Raw genomic sequence first — 18,099 nt, 5'->3', positions numbered from 1 at the left:
TTTTGTTCTATTGAATCTTTTGTGCTATTAAATAAGTATGAGGGTCATGATGCTCTTTTTCAGCGCACTTTGTGAATAAAATTTTGAGCCATGACGTTCTAGTTTGTAGATGAAATAAAGCGAGTGGGGATATGTTGAATAACTATATAAAAGAAACTGATATTCAGCAATAAACAAAACCAAGATGTGTTTATCCTATCATACAAAAATTCAGTGTCTTGTTATAAGTCCTTATTATTGCTATTTTTTATTTTTATTTTGTGCACTGCCTTCGGCGGTGAGCACCATTAAACGTAATGGTATTGCCTCTGGTGGTATGGGAGTATTATAAAGTGGTGAAAAAAAACCAGGAACATAATCTAAAAGACATTCTTAATGAACCCCTTGCAATCATTGGAATGAATTGCCAATTTCCTGGTGTTGATTCGGATGTAGAAGATGTTGAGGCATTTTATGCGATGCTGCTCCAGGGGCTTTCGCCTATTAAAGAAATGCCAAAGGATCGTTGGGATGTTGATGCGTATTATGATCCTGATCGTGAGAAAGCCGATAAAATAATTGGCCGTAAAGGCGGTTTTCTTAATAATCCTCAGTTGTTCGATGCATCTTTTTTTAAGATATCTGCAGTTGAAGCCAAACAAATGGATCCCCAACATCGCCTTTTTTTAGAAGTAGCGATTCGTGCTTTAAATCATGCCAACATTCCTCTGGACTCATTAAATAATTCAACTGCTGGGGTATTCTATGGTTGTTCCACTCAGGATTACAGCCAACTCAATTATAAAGACAATATCGAATTTAATGCATACACCCAGATTGGTGCAGCCAGCAGTGCTGCTGCAGGACGACTTTCCCACGTTCTCAATTTAAAAGGACCCAGCATGGCTGTAGACACAGCCTGTTCTTCTTCATTGGCAGCGCTCTATGTTGCAGCAACCTCGTTGAGAACGAAGCAATGTTCTATGGCTATTGTGGGTGGTATTCATCTAAGTCTTTGCCCTGAAAGTTTTATCAGTGTGACTAAAGCAAACATGTTATCTGCGCAGGATCAATGCAGCAGCTTTGATATCAATGCAGATGGTTACGTACGCAGCGAAGGGTGTGGTGTTGTTATTGTAAAACGTTTAAGTGATGCGATTAAAGCTCAAGACACAATCCATGCAGTACTCAAAAGTATTGTCATGAATCAGGATGGTGATGATGGGACGATTTTGGTTGCTCCAAATATTAAATCACAAATTGCATTGCACTACGAAGTGCTGGCACAAGCTCATTTAACTCCAAGTGATATTGATTATATTGAAGCTCATGGAACGGGGACAATTGTTGGTGATTCAGTTGAATTTAATGCAATTCAACAGATCCATAAAGGGCATCATACTCAAGATAAGCCTCTGATTATTGGCGCGGTAAAAAGTAATATAGGTCACAGTATTGCATCATCTGGGGTTGCATCGCTGATTAAAGCTATTGGCGCATTAAAGCATGAAACAATTCCAGCCAATCTACATTATGCAAAGCCGAATAAAACTATAGATCCTGAAAGTATACCCGCACTTTTTCCTGTACAAGCCATTGCTTTTAAGAAGCAAAAAAATAAAAAGAGGCATGTACAAATATCTAATTTCGGCTTTAGTGGTACTAATGTAAGTGCCATCATTGAAGAAGCCACATTCAATGATACTGTAGCATCCGCATCATTTGATGATGGGCAGGAAAAATGTTTTGTTGTTTCAGCAAATAGTGAGTATTCATTAAGGCACATGTTGGCACGTTATGCATTCTATCTTCGAGAGACGCCGACGAGTTTACATGATATTTGTTTTACACTCATCAACTGTCGCGATCATTTTAAATATCGTTGTGCCATTGTTACTCGAGATAAAGAGACCTTGATTCAAAAGATTGAGGCTGATGATTATGAGCTGCACAAGATTACTGTAAAAAAAGAGACAAAAAATATAAGTGCCGATGCCCATCAGATTCATGAGGCGTATCTTGCAGGATTTAATATAAAAATCGATCCAGATAATGTTCCATTTAATAAAGCAGATTTACCACTTTATTATTTTGATAGAAAGCCCTATTGGCATGAACCTAGAAACAAGAATGGGTTGAATACTTTATGGCTGCAACCCAAAGAACAGCAAGTGGAAACGATTAAAGACAAGCTTGCCGTTCAAATACAATCTCTTTTAAAAAAAGAACACATTCACATTGATGAATATCAGGATTTCGGTTCTTTAGGGTTCGTCCAGGAGTCATTAACAGAACTCGAGCAGCGTGTTTATGAACTATTTTCCTATAAAATGTCAATTCCCGCTTTTCTAACTTTGGACAAGTTGGCCAGACACATACAACAAATCCAGATGCCAGAGCCAGTTTATCGACAACCTACTGTCAATGTGCTCAGCAATGAACCTATTGCGATCATTGGAATGAGTTGCCGTTTTCCCAAAGCAGAAACTATTGATGCGTTTTTATCCTTATTAGAACGTGGCGAAAGTGGTATGGCTGATATTCCTTTAGAGCGATGGGATAATGAGAAATTTTACGATCCGGATGTTAATGCTTTAGGTCGACTTTATATAAAACAACTGGGCTTAATTGAAAATATAAAAAATTTTGATGCCGATTTCTTTAATATCAGCCCACGTGAAGCGAAGCTCATGTCGCCTCAATTACGGGTGTTTCTGGAAACTAGCTATCATGCTTTGGAAGATGCAAATTTACCTTTGGCTGCGATTAAAGACAGTAAAACCGGGGTTTTTGTTGGTTGTGGTACGAATGAGTATCCACGATTACTAGCCGGTCTTGGTGTAGGTCTAGATGATCTAAACATTTATTTTGCGACAGGAAATGTTTTAAATGCGATACCTGGTCGAGTAGCGTATGCATTTGATTTCCACGGACCAATACAAGCAATTGATACCGCCTGTTCCTCATCGATGACCGCCATCCATGATGCATGTTTGAGTTTGCAAAATGGCGATTGTGATATGGCCCTCGCTGGAGGTGTCAATATCTTGCTGGCTCCCGATTCTAATATAACCCTTTCAAAAGCCAGAATGTTATCACCCGAAAGTCGTTGCAAGACATTCAGCGAGGATGCCGACGGTTATGCGCGAAGTGAGGGATGTGGTGTCATTGTTTTAAAACGATTAAGCACCGCTCTTAAGGACAATGATAATATTCTTGCGGTAATCAAAGGAACTTCCATTAATAGCGATGGTAAGAGCGGGGGATTTACTGTTCCTAATGGTATAGCTCAAGAAGAGGTCATTCGTAGTGCACTTGCCAAATCACAATTATCACCAAAAGATATTGATTATGTAGAAGCACATGGTACGGGTACGCCATTGGCTGATCCAATCGAAGTAAATACACTGACTAAAATTTTTAGTGAATCCCATAGCAGAGAAAAGCCCCTTTATATCAGTTCGGTAAAAACGAATATAGGTCATTCTGAAAGCGCTTCTGGAGTAGCCGGTCTGATTAAGACTGTTTTAAGTCTACATACTCATAAAATATTTAAACATCTCAACTTCAAAAAATTAAATCCAGAAATTGAGTTAAAGAATACCATTATTCCATTGAATACCATGGAATGGGTTAAGGACGATGGGTTGCGCTGTGCCGGTGTGAGCTCATTTGGATTTAGCGGTGCGAATGCACACATCGTCCTGCAAGAAGCACCTGTACGAACAATAGAGGCACGCACACTGCCGCAAGAGTCCTTATTAGTCATCTCAGCTAAAAGTAAAACCGCTCTTGAGTTACTTCTCGCAAGTTATCAAAAGTATTTAGAAAATACGCAAGAGGAGTTTGCGGATATATGCTATACCGCTGCAACATGTCGAAGTCATTTCTTATTTCGGGTGGCCATTAAGGCATGCACGGCGAAAGAAGCTGCTGCAATTATTGAAAAGAATGAATTCACGCTCTCTCAGATCAAAAAGGAAAAAAGCAATCCTGTGTCCTTGCAACAACCAAGCTCATTGGTGCAATTACAGGCTGATTATCAAGCAGGTTATATTATAAACTGGGCTGATTTTTATCGTTCGCTGAACACGCAGTTTATAAAAGTTAAACTCCCTTTATATGAATTTGCTCGCGAAGAACATTGGTTTGAAACAAAAGACAAGCTTAAAGATGCACCCTTGCCTCAAGATTGGTGTTTTCAATTGCAATGGCAACCCCTACCTTGTACCCGAACTAATCGCAAAATGCAGGGGAATAATTGGCTTTTAATTGGTGCCCAGCAGCTCGCTCCACGTCTAGTTGCTCAGGGTTTAGATATTCTGCTGGAGGAGGACTACCCTCCCTTGGAACAATTGGATGGAATTATTTTTGCGGTAGGTCTGGATGCTCCTTCAACAGCAGATATTGAGTCCAGTATCGAATTTCAAAAAAACACCCTCAAAAAGCTTTTGGCGCTGGTTAAAGAGCTTGATATTAAAGCCATTAAATTGCAACTAATTGTGCTTACTACGAATGCAATTGCCGAACTCGCAGTAGGTCAGTTGAATCTGAGCGATAGCCCACTGATTGGGTTTTGCCGGACTTTAGTTCTAGAGCTGCCTCAATTGAATACTGTATTAATTGATACGGAAAAAACAGAGGATGAAAATTATGCTGGGCAAATTGTCGATGAAATCAAGCATAATTTTGAGGAGTGCTACGAGCACATCGTCGCTTATCGCGAAAGTAAACGTTTTATCGCGCGATTGCAAAAATCCAAATTGTTGGATAAGAAGAGATCGCTCTATGGAGCGGGTCGTTATCTAATTACTGGCGGTTGTGGTGGTTTAGGTCTAGTCACGGCGCAAGCTTTACTTTCAGCAGGTGCAAGAGAAGTTATCCTTACGTCACGAAATGTGGATAAAGCTGCAGTAAAAGAAGCAATTAAAAAAATGCAATCTAATTATACCGGTCGAATTATTCGTCCTGTGAGTTTGGATGTTAGTGATAAGGAAAAAGTACGTCAGTTACTTCTTGAATTGAATGCTGATGGATTGTTAAAAGGCATAATTCATGCAGCAGGCGTAGCGGTTAAAGCTCCATTATTGGAACATAACAGTGATGATGTAGATGATTTATTTTCTGCTAAAGTGCAAGGCAGTTGGTATTTGCATGAGTTAACTAAAAACTTCGATCTGGATTTCTTTGTTGTCTATTCTTCGATTTCCTCAGTGTTCGGCAGCAATAAAGAGTCGGTTTACAGTGGTACGAATAGTTTCGTAGATGCTTTGATTGCGGAACGTCGACGTTTGGGAATGGTCGGAACTGCGATTGAATGGGGGCCTTGGGGGGAGGTTGGTATGGCTAAAAAGCGCTCCCAAGACCAAGGGTTGAAACAGTCTTTAATCAGTAATGAGCAAGGTTATACATTCATTAAAATTCTTATTAATGAGCAGTTAAGCCATGCAGTGATTATTTCCCCTGATTATCTCAAGTTTATGCTTGATTTTGTTCCTAAGCCTGTACCTGTTTTTCACAAATATTTAGCTGATAATCTGAGTGCGGCAGAGCAATTTGCAAATAAGAATTTATCATCATGGCTTAATGATTATTTAGAAATTAGCGCAGCAAATCGATTCCAGGTCTGTAACGATTTGGTGTGTTTTATTTGTAAAGAAATCCTTGAACTAACCGATGTAGACGAGCTGGATGAGGATGAGGGATTTTTTGAACTTGGTTTTGATTCATTGATGATCACTGAACTGGCAACCAAGCTAAAAGAAAAGCTAGCACCCACCCTTAAAGTGACTGCGACAATAGGTTTTGATTATCCATCAATTAATAAACTGGCTCAGCATATAGAGTCGGAATTAGGGAAACAGCTGGTTATTAAACAAGCCCATCAACCAGTGGTAGAAAAAAACGATGATGCAATTGCTATTATAGGCATGAGTTGTACTTTTCCAAATGCTCCTGATCTTGATGCCTTTGAAACGTTACTTGAAGAAGGAAAAAGTGGGATAAACGATATACCCATAGAGCGTTGGGATAACCGAAAATATTATGATCCTGATATGGATGCACCAGGAAAATCTTATGTCAATAAACTAGGGTTAATTGAAAACATTAAATGTTTTGACGCAAACTTTTTTGGTATTAGTCCTCGTGAGGCAAAATTGATGGAGCCTCAACAACGAATCTTTCTGGAGTGCTCTTATAAGGCGATAGAAAATGCAAATTATTTGCCCGCGGCATTACGCGGCAGTTTAACCGGGGTTTTTGCAGGTGTAGGTCCGAATGAATACTATGCACAACTGGAGAAATCAGGTTTTTCTAACGAGGAACTCAGTGTTTATTCGATAACGGGTAATGTGTCGAATCTGATTCCAGGACGGGTGGCCTATACGTTTGATTTGAAAGGTCCATCAATCAGTGTGGATACGGCCTGTTCGTCATCATTAGTAGCCATTCATTATGCATGTCAAAGTTTAAAAAACCGGGAAATTGATTATGCGCTCGCTGGTGGTGTCAATGTCTTGTTATTGCCTGAAGCAAACATTACATTATGCAAAGCCAAAGCTTTAGCTCCTGATGGTCAGTGTAAAACTTTTGATGAACGTGCAGATGGATATGCACGAGCAGAGGGCTGTGGTGTCCTATTACTGAAAAGACTATCTGATGCCTTACGCGATAAAGATACCATTTTAGCGGTTATTAAAGCTTCGGCAGTAAATAGTGACGGACGCTCTGCCGGATTGACTGTGCCTAATGGCAAAAGCCAGGAAGAGGTAATGAAAAGAGCCTTAAGTCAAACGGATTTATCCAGTGGTGACATCAGTTATATTGAAGCACATGGGACGGGTACCCCTTTAGGAGACCCCATAGAGGTCCATGCAATCAATCAGGTTTACGGAACGGGGCATACTCAGAATAATCCCTTATACCTTGGGGCCGTTAAAACTAATATTGGTCATCTTGAAAGTGCTGCTGGTGTGGCGAGTGTTATTAAAACAGTCATCAGTTTGCAAAATAAGAAAATTTATAAGTTGCTTCATTTTAAAAAATTAAATCCCCATATTCATCTGGGGGATATTCGTCTCGCTTTACACAACATCGAATGGGAGGCGGACTCAAAGCTACGAAGTGCCGGGGTCAGTGCATTTGGTTTTAGTGGAACTAATGCTCATCTAATTTTACAAGAGTTTCCTAAAACTGCAGAGTTGGGAGCAACAAAATCTGTTACAGCCTCTAAAGCTCAATTATTGGTTCTCTCGGCGAGTTCACAAACTGCTCTGGAGCATTTAGCCCAAAGTTACCAACGGTACTTGGCAAAAACATCAGATGATTTTAACGATATCTGCTTTACAGCAGCTACTTGTCGTGAGCATTATACTTATCGATTGGCTTTAGTTGCTCATACAGCTCAAGAGGCGAGCCAATTGTTGGAATTAGGCCAGTATGTTCTGTCTCACGGAAAAAGCAATACTCTTGATCTGCAAAATGAGCCCGAACTCAATTCTGTTGTGACCAGTTATCTGCAAGGGAAACAAGTCGACTGGAATCTATACTGTAAAAACAGTAGTCATGAGTTTAACAAAGTTAATTTACCTCATTATGTATTTGATGCGACTGAATTTTGGCTTGATAAAAAAAGCTCGACTCAGCCGCCTGCTGATGTCGTGCATCCTCTTTTAGGACAAATGTTTTCATTGCCTGGAAATGAGTTTTTATTTACTAACAAGCTGGATTTGGAGCAGTTAACATACATCAATCAGAATTTGATTTTTGATAAAGTGGTTTTTCCAGCAACCGCATTTATTGAGTCGGGTTTGGCGGCTGCAAAACTTGTATTGCGATGCGATTCTTTTTCTATTGAACAATTTCACATTGAACGTCCATTATGTCCAAAGCAGGATCAAGAGTTTCAGTTGCAAGTCAAGCCGAAAAGCGACGAGCAATATAAAATCAATATTTATGCGAAACAAGATGATGATTGGCAATTATTTTCTGAAATGGAAATCAATTCACGATCGCTGTCGCTTTCTGAATCGGTTGATATGAATGACTTAAAATCATCTTTTGAGCGTTGCTTCGATTTATCGCAAATTTATGAGTATTTTAAAAAACATGCTCTATTTTATCGAGATGAACTCCAGGTTCTGCACGAGAGTTACCTGCATCATGACAGCATTCTTTCCAAAATAGTGCTGAAAAGCAGCCAAGGTCGCAACTATTATTATCCGCCCATTTTACTTGATGGGGTGATGCAAAGTATTTTATTACTCAGAATGAATCATTTTGAGCATTCCACTTATGTGCCTTATTCGTTTGCGCGAATGACTACAACTCAGGAAGTACCTCGAAGTGTGTGGGCGCGTTTAACGCAAAGAACTTCTGAGCATGATAATGAGCTATGTTTTGATATCAAATTTTATGATAATTCAGGTTTTCTGATTGGTGAAATTGAGAAATTTAAACTAAGAAGAGTGACGCAAACTCATTTTATTCCTTATGAATCCTATCTTCAGAATCTATACCAAACTCGATGGAGTCCATTCAAGTTCAATTTACTGCCGCAAAAGCAGATTCCCAAGTTGTTCGTGATATCCAATGAGCCAGATAAGGCAAAATCAATCTTGGGCGATCTGGATTATCAATTAATATCTGGTCTGAATGAATTGGGGGCTATTGAGAATAAAAACATAGTGTTCTTATACAATCAAAGCCAATTCAATGATCTATTTCATTGTTGTCAGAAAATGTTTAAGTCGCGACCTCATCGCTTTATATTGGTTACAGAAAATGCATATGCGATTCATGATACAGATAAGGTAAATCCTTACCATACTATGGCATGTGCTTTTTGGAAAACCTTTACTAACGAACTTGAGCTTGTTAAAAATTATTCAATCGACTTGGATGCAAAGAGTACCTTGCCAGAGATATTAAAGTATCTATTAGCTACCAACAGCGTTGAAAATCAGTTTGCAATCCGAGATACATGTTATATTCCCAGATTGAAGAGAGTACAAATTGCTACAAATCTTGTACAACAAGAGTTGTTATTTAAAAGTGATGCAACCTATCTGATCACGGGTGGGACAGGAGGCTTGGCAAAAACCTTAATTGAGTACCTCATCCGTAGAGGGGCGCGTTACCTTGCCATTACCAGCCGATCTGAATGTTCCGAGGACACCAAAACGCTGATCGAGCGTGCCCGCAAAAAACAAGTATTTATAAAACATCATCAGGCTGATGCCAGTAATTATCAGCAAATGGAACAGATCATTACTGAGATTGAACAGAGTTCCAAGCCACTACAAGGCATATTTCATCTAGCTGGTATGGTGCAAGATGGCTTATTGGTTAATTTAAGTGACGATGAGATGCAAAATGTATTAAGTGCGAAAATGGATAGTGCCTTGATTTTGCATCAGTTAACTAAAGATATTCCATTGGATCTATTTGTTTTGTTTTCATCCTTAGCCTCTGTATTAGGTTCCAGGGGACAGGCAAATTATGTGGCGGCTAATGGGTTTTTGGATGGATTGGCTCATTTAAGACAACAACAAGGCTTACCCGCACTCTCGATTAATTGGGGGCCTTTTCATGCAACGGGAATGACTGCAAATCTGAGTCAGGCAATCCAGCAACGTGGCTTTAATCTGATGGATAAGGACTGTATCGATGTTCTTGATGTTTTATTAAGCGCTCAACTGGCGCAAATTGCTGTATGTCCTGTCCACTGGGACATTTATTTCAAATATTCACCGAAACAGCCATGGTTGGTTGAGCTTGTGAAGCATACTCAGCCGGCCGATCAGCATTTCTTAAATTCTCTTCGCCAACATACTAAGGAAGAGTCGATTGCCATACTGAGTCAAGTTTTGCGCGAAATTACGGTGGATGTTTTAGGGTTAGACGATATAGAACAGGTTGAAGTGGATGATGGTTTGTTCTCATTAGGTTTGGATTCGCTAATGGCCATCGAAATTCGCAATCGTATTCATGACAAATTGCAAATTCCAACTCTGAACTTATCAATAGAATACTTTATTAATGAGCCAAGTATTAGCAAGATAGCCAAGAATATTGCGGATGAATTACAAAATTTATTTAGCTTTGATAATAAAGCAGCACACCATACCGCTATAAACATCGTTGACGAAGAAGTCGCTTTATGTGATTTTCAATACGTTTTTTGGGTACTTAACAGGCAAGGCTATTCTTATAATGTTGGAACTCAATTACAGATCCAAGGCAAGCTGAATAAGGATTATGTCGCTCAAGCATTTGATGCTGTTGTGAGACAAAATAGTGCTTTTTGGTTGAACTTCAATACTGAAGTGCCAATCCAGGTGTTAAAGAAAAAAGGACAATTTGAATTAATCTATAAAGACATCTCTCTAGACAATGAGGATACGTTACTCGATCAAGAATTCCAAAATAATATGAGGAGTGATATTCCGCTAACCCATCAACCTCTGATTCGAGTATTTCTTTATAAGATAAATAGTGATCTGCATGAATTACATATGGTCATCCCTCATATCATCGTTGATGGTCCCTCATGTGATCTCGTATTGAGTCAATTTAAAAAATACTATGAAATGCTGGCGCAAGGAAAAACGTTGATTCTGGAACCAGAAAAGGAGTTGTTTCTTAATTTCGTCAAAAAGAATAATCATCTTTATGAGACGAATTTAAAACATAAAATTAGTTTTTGGCAGAATTATAATAAAGGGTTCAAAATGCTCTATCTTGGACATAAATACTTTATGCCTATAAGCAGCCAGAAAAAGTATTTATTCCATTATCCTATCGATTCGCATCAGGCAGAACAATTTATAGAGTGGCATAGAACTAAAAATATGAATGTCAGCACGGGATTAATTGCTGCATGCCATCTTGTTTTTTACAAGTTAAGTCGGCAAAAGAAAATTCCATTTATCCAGATTCATAGTGGCAGGGAAGGCACTCAATATAATTCTGTTGTCGGTTTGTTTTCAGAATATAAACGATTAAATATCGCAGCAGACGATCAATATACCTTCATTGATTTTATTAAATCGATTGATGAACAACAGTTAAAAACTGCATCGTATCAAAAATGCTCGCACGTGATTAAAAACAGTGAGTTTAAAGATTCTGGATTAACAATAAGCCATTATTTATTTTATAGGTGGAACAAACTCTGGCTAACCAACCGATTTAAGAAAAGTAAACTTCATTCGATGGTTGTTGATTTCTATCTTAAGTATTTAAGTTGGGCCGAAGTAATTGGTTTTAATACCTCACTTAAAAGAACAGTTAATAAATTATTTAATTTAAATATAGCTTTGCAAAAACCAGCGCGATTAAGAGTCTTGGTGAATGTTACCCCTTCATTTTTCAGCAAAGCAGTCCCAGAACTGGGGCAGACGCATCTTAAATATCGGTATGCGAACCATTTTGGAAGTGAGGATCGCCCTGTAAGTAATCGGTCTTTATGGGTTTTATTCTCAAAAAATCAGGAAGGTGAGTACTTAATTTCGCTTAACGGGCCCATAACGACTCAATGTAAAGAGTTAATTGCTCATGAATTTAATCAGGTGATTGCTAAGGTAGTAGAAAGTGATGGGTACACAGTTGACGATTTAATTCGATGATACAGCAGTGGAAATTAATATAGGCAACCTGTATAATAATTATACATAACATCTTTGTTGAGTTCATTATTATGCCTAATTTTCTTATCAAAACAGCCGATACTTTATTGCTTGATGTTCCTCGCGGTAAACGCTATGTAGGTGAGCCTGATATAATTAGAAATCAACCGGCTCAAAAAGGAGGTACTTGTGCACTCTATGCACTAAATCCGTTGCGCTTTCGTTTTGGGAAAAATGATAGAGATCCAGAGCATCGAAAAGAACGATTTATTGAGTTAGTTTTCTCAGATTATCGTCGGGGATTAAATAAAATTGAACTCGATAAAAATACTGTCAAATTGTTATCAGAAGAAGTTGATGACTTTATTGCAGAACAAACAGATAAGAATATTACCCAAGAGGTGATAAAAAACTTCATTAAAAAGTTGGAAGAGGACATGGAGAGCCTTAAGCTCCTATCTACCGATACCTCTAAACTGAAACAACAGATAGAGACCTATATTGAATTTTGTAACGATTATATCAAAAAGAATAAGCAATATGGTGATTTTGAAGAATACCTCAATAAAAAGGAATACGTTGATTGTGTCGCATTAGCAGAAAAAACGCTTGATCGTTTGCAAAATATAACGGGTTTTGATGCCAAAATTGCAATGCAAAATTATTTAAAATTATGTGTTAAATCAGTGGTAGGATCTCATGAAAATTATGCTGAGAATCTATACTTAACTCAAGATAACCCCGAGCTCATGGCTCCTTTCTGCCATCAGGCAGTGGTTTATTTGGCTGCATCCTGCTATCAATTAGAGGGTTCAGAGTGGGATCCTTCAAAACCGATTGATGGACTTATGGAGATACTTCAAGAGTACGGTCCTATGGTAATTTATACAGAACCTTGTGTCGTATTTGTTCCTGGATCATGTACCATTGAGAGCAGTACTGATAAATATCAAATTCATACTAAGAAACAAGGCCCTCAAACAACAATTGAAGGCAGCCATTCGCTTTTAATCGTTGGGGCAGAGCGAGGAAAAGAAACGGATTATGTCTATTTGATGGACCCTAACGTTCCAGCTCCATTAACTGGTCCATGCCAATTCTATAAAATCACTTACAAGGAAATTTTAGATAATCTTGTTAATATTTATGGGGTATCTATCAACGAAAATGCTGATAAAATTTTAGGACCTTTCGCTTTTCAAGCGAAGAAAGGGAATTTTGATAGAATATGTCAGTTTGTTGAGGGTTCAGTACAGTATGAAAAATTAGCGAACCCCAAGAAAACCTCTATTGATCTTTTTTTAGAGGAGATTGTTCAGCAAACGGAAGAAAAATTGGCTAAAAAAACATGATTAATTGAAGTGATGTATTGAGTTTTACCTAACAAAAAATAGGGATAAGTCAATTATGCAACATGGACATTGTGATCTCGCACATCATCAAAAAAAAACATCAGAACTAAGTTATCCGGATAGTTATCGGACTGTGACCGGAATGTACACTTGTCCTATGCATCCAGAAATTCGTCAATCAGCGCCAGGAAGTTGTCCCATTTGTGGCATGGCCTTAGAACCAGAAGGTGTTTCCGCAGAACAAGAAAATCCAGAATACAAAAGCATGAAGCATCGGTTTTGGTTCGCACTTATTCTGAGTATACCGGTATTTGTATTAGAAATGGGGGGACATGTATTCCATGATTTTATCTCGGCAAATAGTTCTGCCTGGATTCAGTTTGTATTAGCAACCCCTGTAGTTTTATGGTGTGGTTTTCCTTTTATCCAGCGTGCTTTGATTTCACTGAAAACACGCCAACTGAACATGTTCACCCTTATTGCTATGGGTATAGGTGTTGCATGGGTTTACAGCACTATTGCTTTAGTATTCCCTGGTTTATTTCCTGCTGCATTACGTAATCAAGGAATAATTAACGTTTATTTTGAAGCAGCCGCAGTGATCACCACTTTGGTTTTGCTCGGACAAGTTCTGGAATTAAAAGCTCGAGAACAAACTGGGGGGGCTATTCGTGCCTTATTGAACCTGGTTCCCGAAAGTGCGCGCCGAATTGATCCAAAAGGTAACGAGGAGAAAGTAAGCTTGGATCAAGTCCAGGTTGGGGACAAGCTTCATGTTCGACCTGGTGAAAAAATCCCTGTAGATGGTGAAGTGCTTGAAGGACATAGTACTGTAGATGAATCTATGGTAACTGGGGAATCGATGCCAATCAGTAAAAATGTGGGCTCAAGAGTGATTGGAGCCACAATAAACCAAAATGGCAGTTTTATAATGAAAGCAGAGCATGTTGGCAGCGATACGATGCTATCTCACATTGTACACATGGTAAGTGAAGCGCAACGCAGTCGTGCTCCTATTCAACGGTTGGCTGATACTGTTTCAGCTTGGTTTGTGCCCGCAGTCATTTTGATTGCTGTAGTTGCGTTCATCGCTTGGTTCTTCCTGGGCCCGCAGCCTTCTTTCAGCTATGGTGTACTTGCAGCAGTTTCGGTGCTGATTATTGCTTGTCCTTGTGCTCTAGGATTAGCCACACCTATGTCCATTATGGTTGGTGTCGGCAAAGGGGCGCAGAATGGTGTATTAGTTAAAAATGCGGTGGCGTTAGAACAAATGGAGCAAGTTAAAATTCTGGTTGTTGATAAAACGGGTACTCTGACGCTTGGACACCCTGAATTAACCCAAATTATCACAGAAAATGAGTTTGAAGCTGATGAAATACTCGCTCTAGCGGCGGCACTGGAACATCAAAGTGAACATCCTCTTGCCAATGCAATCATGACAGCAGCAAAAGAGAAGCAATTATCACTTGCCGCAGTATCAGATTTTGAAGCAGTTTCGGGTAAAGGAGTAATTGGCACAATCGATGGTTTAAAAATTGCACTTGGGAACCTGCAATTGATGCGAGAATATGGGACAAATAATACTTCACTTATTGAGAGTGCAGATGAGTTACGTGCCGAAGGAGCAACCGTGATGTTTCTGGCTGTTGCAGGTGAAACTGTGGCGATTCTGGCAGTTGAGGATCCCATTAAATCGAGCACACCTGATGCCATACTTGAGTTGCAAAAAAATGGGATTGAGGTCTATATGCTCACTGGAGACAGTCAAAAAACCGCAGAGGCAGTAGCGAGTCGGTTGGGCATCAATAATGTGATTGCTGAAATTATGCCTGAGGATAAGCGTCGCGTAGTTACTGAACTCAAAGAGAAAGGTTTTATTGTCGCAATGGCAGGGGATGGGGTGAATGATGCTCCAGCTTTGGCAATAGCGGATATTGGTATCGCGATGGGTACAGGTACTGATGTAGCGATTGAAAGTGCTGGTATTACTTTACTTCATGGTGATTTGAATGGAATCGTTAAAGCCCACCATCTGTCTCGTGCAACAATGAGCAACATACGCCAGAATTTATTTTTTGCGTTTATTTATAACGGATTAGGAGTTCCCTTGGCAGCAGGGGTGTTGTACCCAGTAACCGGATTGCTGCTAAATCCTATTATCGCTGCAACTGCAATGGCATTAAGTTCTGTTTCGGTGATTATTAATGCACTCAGATTGCGACGAGTTGTGCTTTAAAACAGCCTTGTTTCAACACGTGCTATAAACTATAGTTTCGTTATCGATGTGATTTATTAAACCAAAAATTTTTATGCCTAAAATACTTATGAGCGCTTGTCTTCTTGGCCAAAAAGTTCGTTATGATGGGGGCGATTGTTTACAAAACCATCCACTTCTTCAGCAATGGTTTAAGGAAGGAAAAATAATTACCATTTGTCCGGAAATGGCTGGTGGACTACCTACACCAAGATCTCCTGCGGAGATTCAGAATAAAAAATCGGGCGCTGATGTATTAAAGAACAATGCTTTAGTCAAAACAAATAGCAATCAGGATGTAACTGGTTTTTTTCTTCAAGGGGCACAGAAAGCACTTGAGCTTGTAAAAAAATATCACATACGTGTTGCTATTTTGAAGGCCAGAAGCCCTTCTTGTGGGGCAGGCGAGATTTATGATGGAACTTTTACTCGCACATTAATAAAAGGTGCAGGTGTTACTGCCGCATTATTAATGGAACACGGTGTTCAGGTATTTGATGAAAACCATATTGATGAGGCATTTCGTGTCGCAACTGCATTAGGGTAAACCTCAGGAATACAAGTTCATAATTTGTGTCTATATTGATAGAAACTTTTTATCAGGGAGGAATTCTAATGGAATACAAATGTCATAAATGTGGAATGGGTGTGAAAAACTTAACGTGCAGCAAATGCAATTCACCATTGGTTAGTGATGTTGTAAAAACGAACGACGGTACGGTTCAAGTAGCCAAATGTCCTAATGGATGTGGGAAAATTAAATCACCAACATGTTGTGGTCATGACATGGTCTGTTCTGATTAATGATTGGCTATGAATTGAAGCTGGGTGCAACGCAGCGAAACTCGAGTATATTTACACTTTTATAGAAAACTTATAGGTTTCGCCATATTCTATTAAGTTATTTATCTTATCCTACGTCCCGCGGTTTATCCCTGAAAGAGGGCCTTTTTTGTGACCATCTCTCAGGCCTAAAGCGCAATACGTAGAGAGCTATAATAGTAAGCTGTCTTTTAGAGTAGTGTGATCTTAGCGCCCAGCAACAAGACATGGGATGAAGCAAGACATAAGGTTCATTAACTTACTCAAGGTAAGCTTGCAAAAAGATGGATTTGTAAATTAAGAATAAATCCATATTTCATACAATATTCTGCTGCATATTCGTGATTACGTTGATTTTTTTCCAGATCTAAAAGACCTGGCTCCCAAAAGCTGACCACTTCATTGATTTCAGAACGTTCTGCCAAAGTCAGGTCCTGTCCTTTATCACGAATGGCGCGAACACGTTGCGGTTCTTTTTGGTATCTATTCATGGGACTCACAAACACTTGTTTCTTTGTTTTTTCAGCCCATTCATGTGCCCATGCTGGTATTTCGCTATAAGGTTTGTATTGACCCTCTTCAGGGGCTGACATGACAAACTTCAAATAATCAGCTCGCTCCAGCATTTTTGCATTGGGTTCCAAGTATCGAATCGTTTTTCCATTTTTTTCCAGGCATTTGGGACTAACTACTAATATCGTGCTTTTAGGAAGGTCCGATAAAATAGCAATACCATTCGATTCAATTTGGGTCTGTTGGAAATACGGTTGAGCAGCCTCTAAAAAGGCAGATAAATTTTGTTGTAGTGAGGGTTCTCCACCAGTAATGACTAAAATTATTTTTTTTGCCCGCCCCTGGGCCCAGGAAGGCGTAGGGAGACTCCGATTCTGAAAAAAAGCACCAATTAGGGTATCTGCTTCCTCCAATAAAGAGGAAAAACTTCTCCATTCACCAACGTCAAAGTAAGTATCACAAAATGAACATGCTAAATTACATTTGGCCAGACGAATAAAATAGGCAGGATGTCCACGAAAAGGCCCTTCACCCTGTAAGGTGAAAAAACGACTGGTAACGAAGAGTTCACCTGGATTTGCTGTTTTAAAAAAAGATTTTCCTACTTTTTCGTTCAGGCCGAACATTGATTTACCCTGGGTGTGTAATTTTTTTACATATTATATCCCAATGCATTTAAAATGTGAGTACTTGCCATTTATTTTTATTGTATAAACTGTATTTCCGGTTATTTTCGGCTAGCTATTGACTGGAGCACGGAGAAACGTTCGATTAAATTGATGTTCTCTGAGGCTAATTGGTAAATTCGTGCGATTGTCTGCTGGCTTATTTGATTGAAAGTGAGTCTTATTTCATTTTGTTGGGGCTGTGGTATTGGTAAATATCGATGTGAGTGAAGAATTTTTTTCATTGAATTCAGATTAAACGCATCAAAAGCATAAAAATTATTACGAGTATAAATCTTTAAGGGAAGTGACGCTTTCTTTATTTCAGGATTAAAATTCAATTTACTAAAAGGCAGTTTATTAGAGCACGAGCAATTCAACTCTTTATATCGTTTTATGAAGTTTACTCGATTTAAATAAAAGAAATCTTGCGAAATGCCGCTTAGTTTTCTGTTTATAAAAGAGCAGTTAATTAAGGGGAGGCCCAAGCCTACATAATTAATAAAAAGCAATTCAAATACACTTTCAATGTAGATTTCTATTTGATGTTCATGATGATTTAGTAATGCTTCGTGAATAAAATGAAAGTCTAGTCCTTTCCATGGTGTTGTATCAGAATGTAAATACCAAAGCAGGTAGTAAACTCCATCCCATGGTTTTGCATAGTACTGTTCTGCTATTTTATTTTGTAACTTACGAATCTCATGTACCAGAGATGGGGTAATAATGTAAGGAATTTTGGGTTTTAAACAAACCGCCATGCCATTTGTTTTATGATCACGAATGGCGAGTAACTCAATATTATGCACAGCAATCCTTATAAAATGAAAACGATCTTAATAAGGGAACAACATATAAGAGTGTAGTAAAGAAAAACTGGTTTT

Annotated in this window: 7 protein-coding genes; 5 read left to right on the top strand and 2 right to left on the bottom strand. The window is 38.8% G+C overall.

The genetic code is table 11. From position 1 onward, the window contains the following. Positions 1-332: 332 nt before the first annotated feature. The 5 genes from BW930_RS07370 (at position 333) to BW930_RS07350 (ending at position 16,019) form a co-directional block, all read left to right on the top strand. Positions 333-11,609, top strand: a complete 11,277-nt coding sequence (locus BW930_RS07370; RefSeq protein ID WP_274519379.1) for an SDR family NAD(P)-dependent oxidoreductase — start codon at positions 333-335, stop codon at positions 11,607-11,609. A gap of 71 nt (positions 11,610-11,680) precedes the next feature. Beyond that, entirely contained in the window at positions 11,681-12,961 is a 1,281-nt protein-coding gene (locus tag BW930_RS07365) for a hypothetical protein (RefSeq protein WP_058468511.1), read from the top strand. A gap of 55 nt (positions 12,962-13,016) precedes the next feature. Further along, positions 13,017-15,197, top strand: coding sequence for a copper-transporting P-type ATPase (gene copA / locus BW930_RS07360; protein ID WP_058468510.1), 2,181 nt, complete (start codon positions 13,017-13,019; stop codon positions 15,195-15,197). A 73-nt stretch (positions 15,198-15,270) separates the two neighbouring features. Next, positions 15,271-15,762, top strand: a complete 492-nt coding sequence (locus BW930_RS07355) for a 2-thiouracil desulfurase family protein (RefSeq protein ID WP_058468509.1) — start codon at positions 15,271-15,273, stop codon at positions 15,760-15,762. A gap of 68 nt (positions 15,763-15,830) precedes the next feature. Further along, positions 15,831-16,019, top strand: coding sequence for a hypothetical protein (locus BW930_RS07350; RefSeq protein WP_076547503.1), 189 nt, complete (start codon positions 15,831-15,833; stop codon positions 16,017-16,019). A 281-nt stretch (positions 16,020-16,300) separates the two neighbouring features. Here BW930_RS07350 and BW930_RS07345 read toward each other — a convergent pair whose 3' ends face one another. Continuing rightward, on the bottom strand, positions 16,301-17,176 hold the full coding sequence (locus BW930_RS07345; protein WP_058468508.1) for a 7-carboxy-7-deazaguanine synthase QueE: 876 nt from the start codon (positions 17,174-17,176) through the stop codon (positions 16,301-16,303). A gap of 101 nt (positions 17,177-17,277) precedes the next feature. Further along, a complete protein-coding gene (locus tag BW930_RS07340; protein WP_058468507.1) occupies positions 17,278-18,024 on the bottom strand; it encodes a hypothetical protein in 747 nt (248 codons plus the stop codon). Between the last annotated feature and the right edge of the window lie 75 nt (positions 18,025-18,099).

The organism is Fluoribacter gormanii, assembly GCF_900156395.1.
GTDB classification, from domain to species: domain Bacteria; phylum Pseudomonadota; class Gammaproteobacteria; order Legionellales; family Legionellaceae; genus Legionella; species Legionella gormanii.
The sequence above is the reverse complement of the archived record's forward strand: the minus strand, read 5'-3'. Positions and strand labels throughout refer to the sequence as shown.

What these genes read in the sequence shown, in the direction of transcription:
- BW930_RS07365 (WP_058468511.1), top strand. Translation starts at nt 11,681, where the DNA reads ATGCCTAATTTTCTTATCAAAACAGCCGATACTTTATTGCTTGATGTT.
- copA (WP_058468510.1), top strand. Translation starts at nt 13,017, where the DNA reads ATGCAACATGGACATTGTGATCTCGCACATCATCAAAAAAAAACATCA.
- BW930_RS07355 (WP_058468509.1), top strand. Translation starts at nt 15,271, where the DNA reads ATGCCTAAAATACTTATGAGCGCTTGTCTTCTTGGCCAAAAAGTTCGT.
- BW930_RS07350 (WP_076547503.1), top strand. Translation starts at nt 15,831, where the DNA reads ATGGAATACAAATGTCATAAATGTGGAATGGGTGTGAAAAACTTAACG.
- BW930_RS07345 (WP_058468508.1), bottom strand. Translation starts at nt 17,176, where the DNA reads ATGTTCGGCCTGAACGAAAAAGTAGGAAAATCTTTTTTTAAAACAGCA.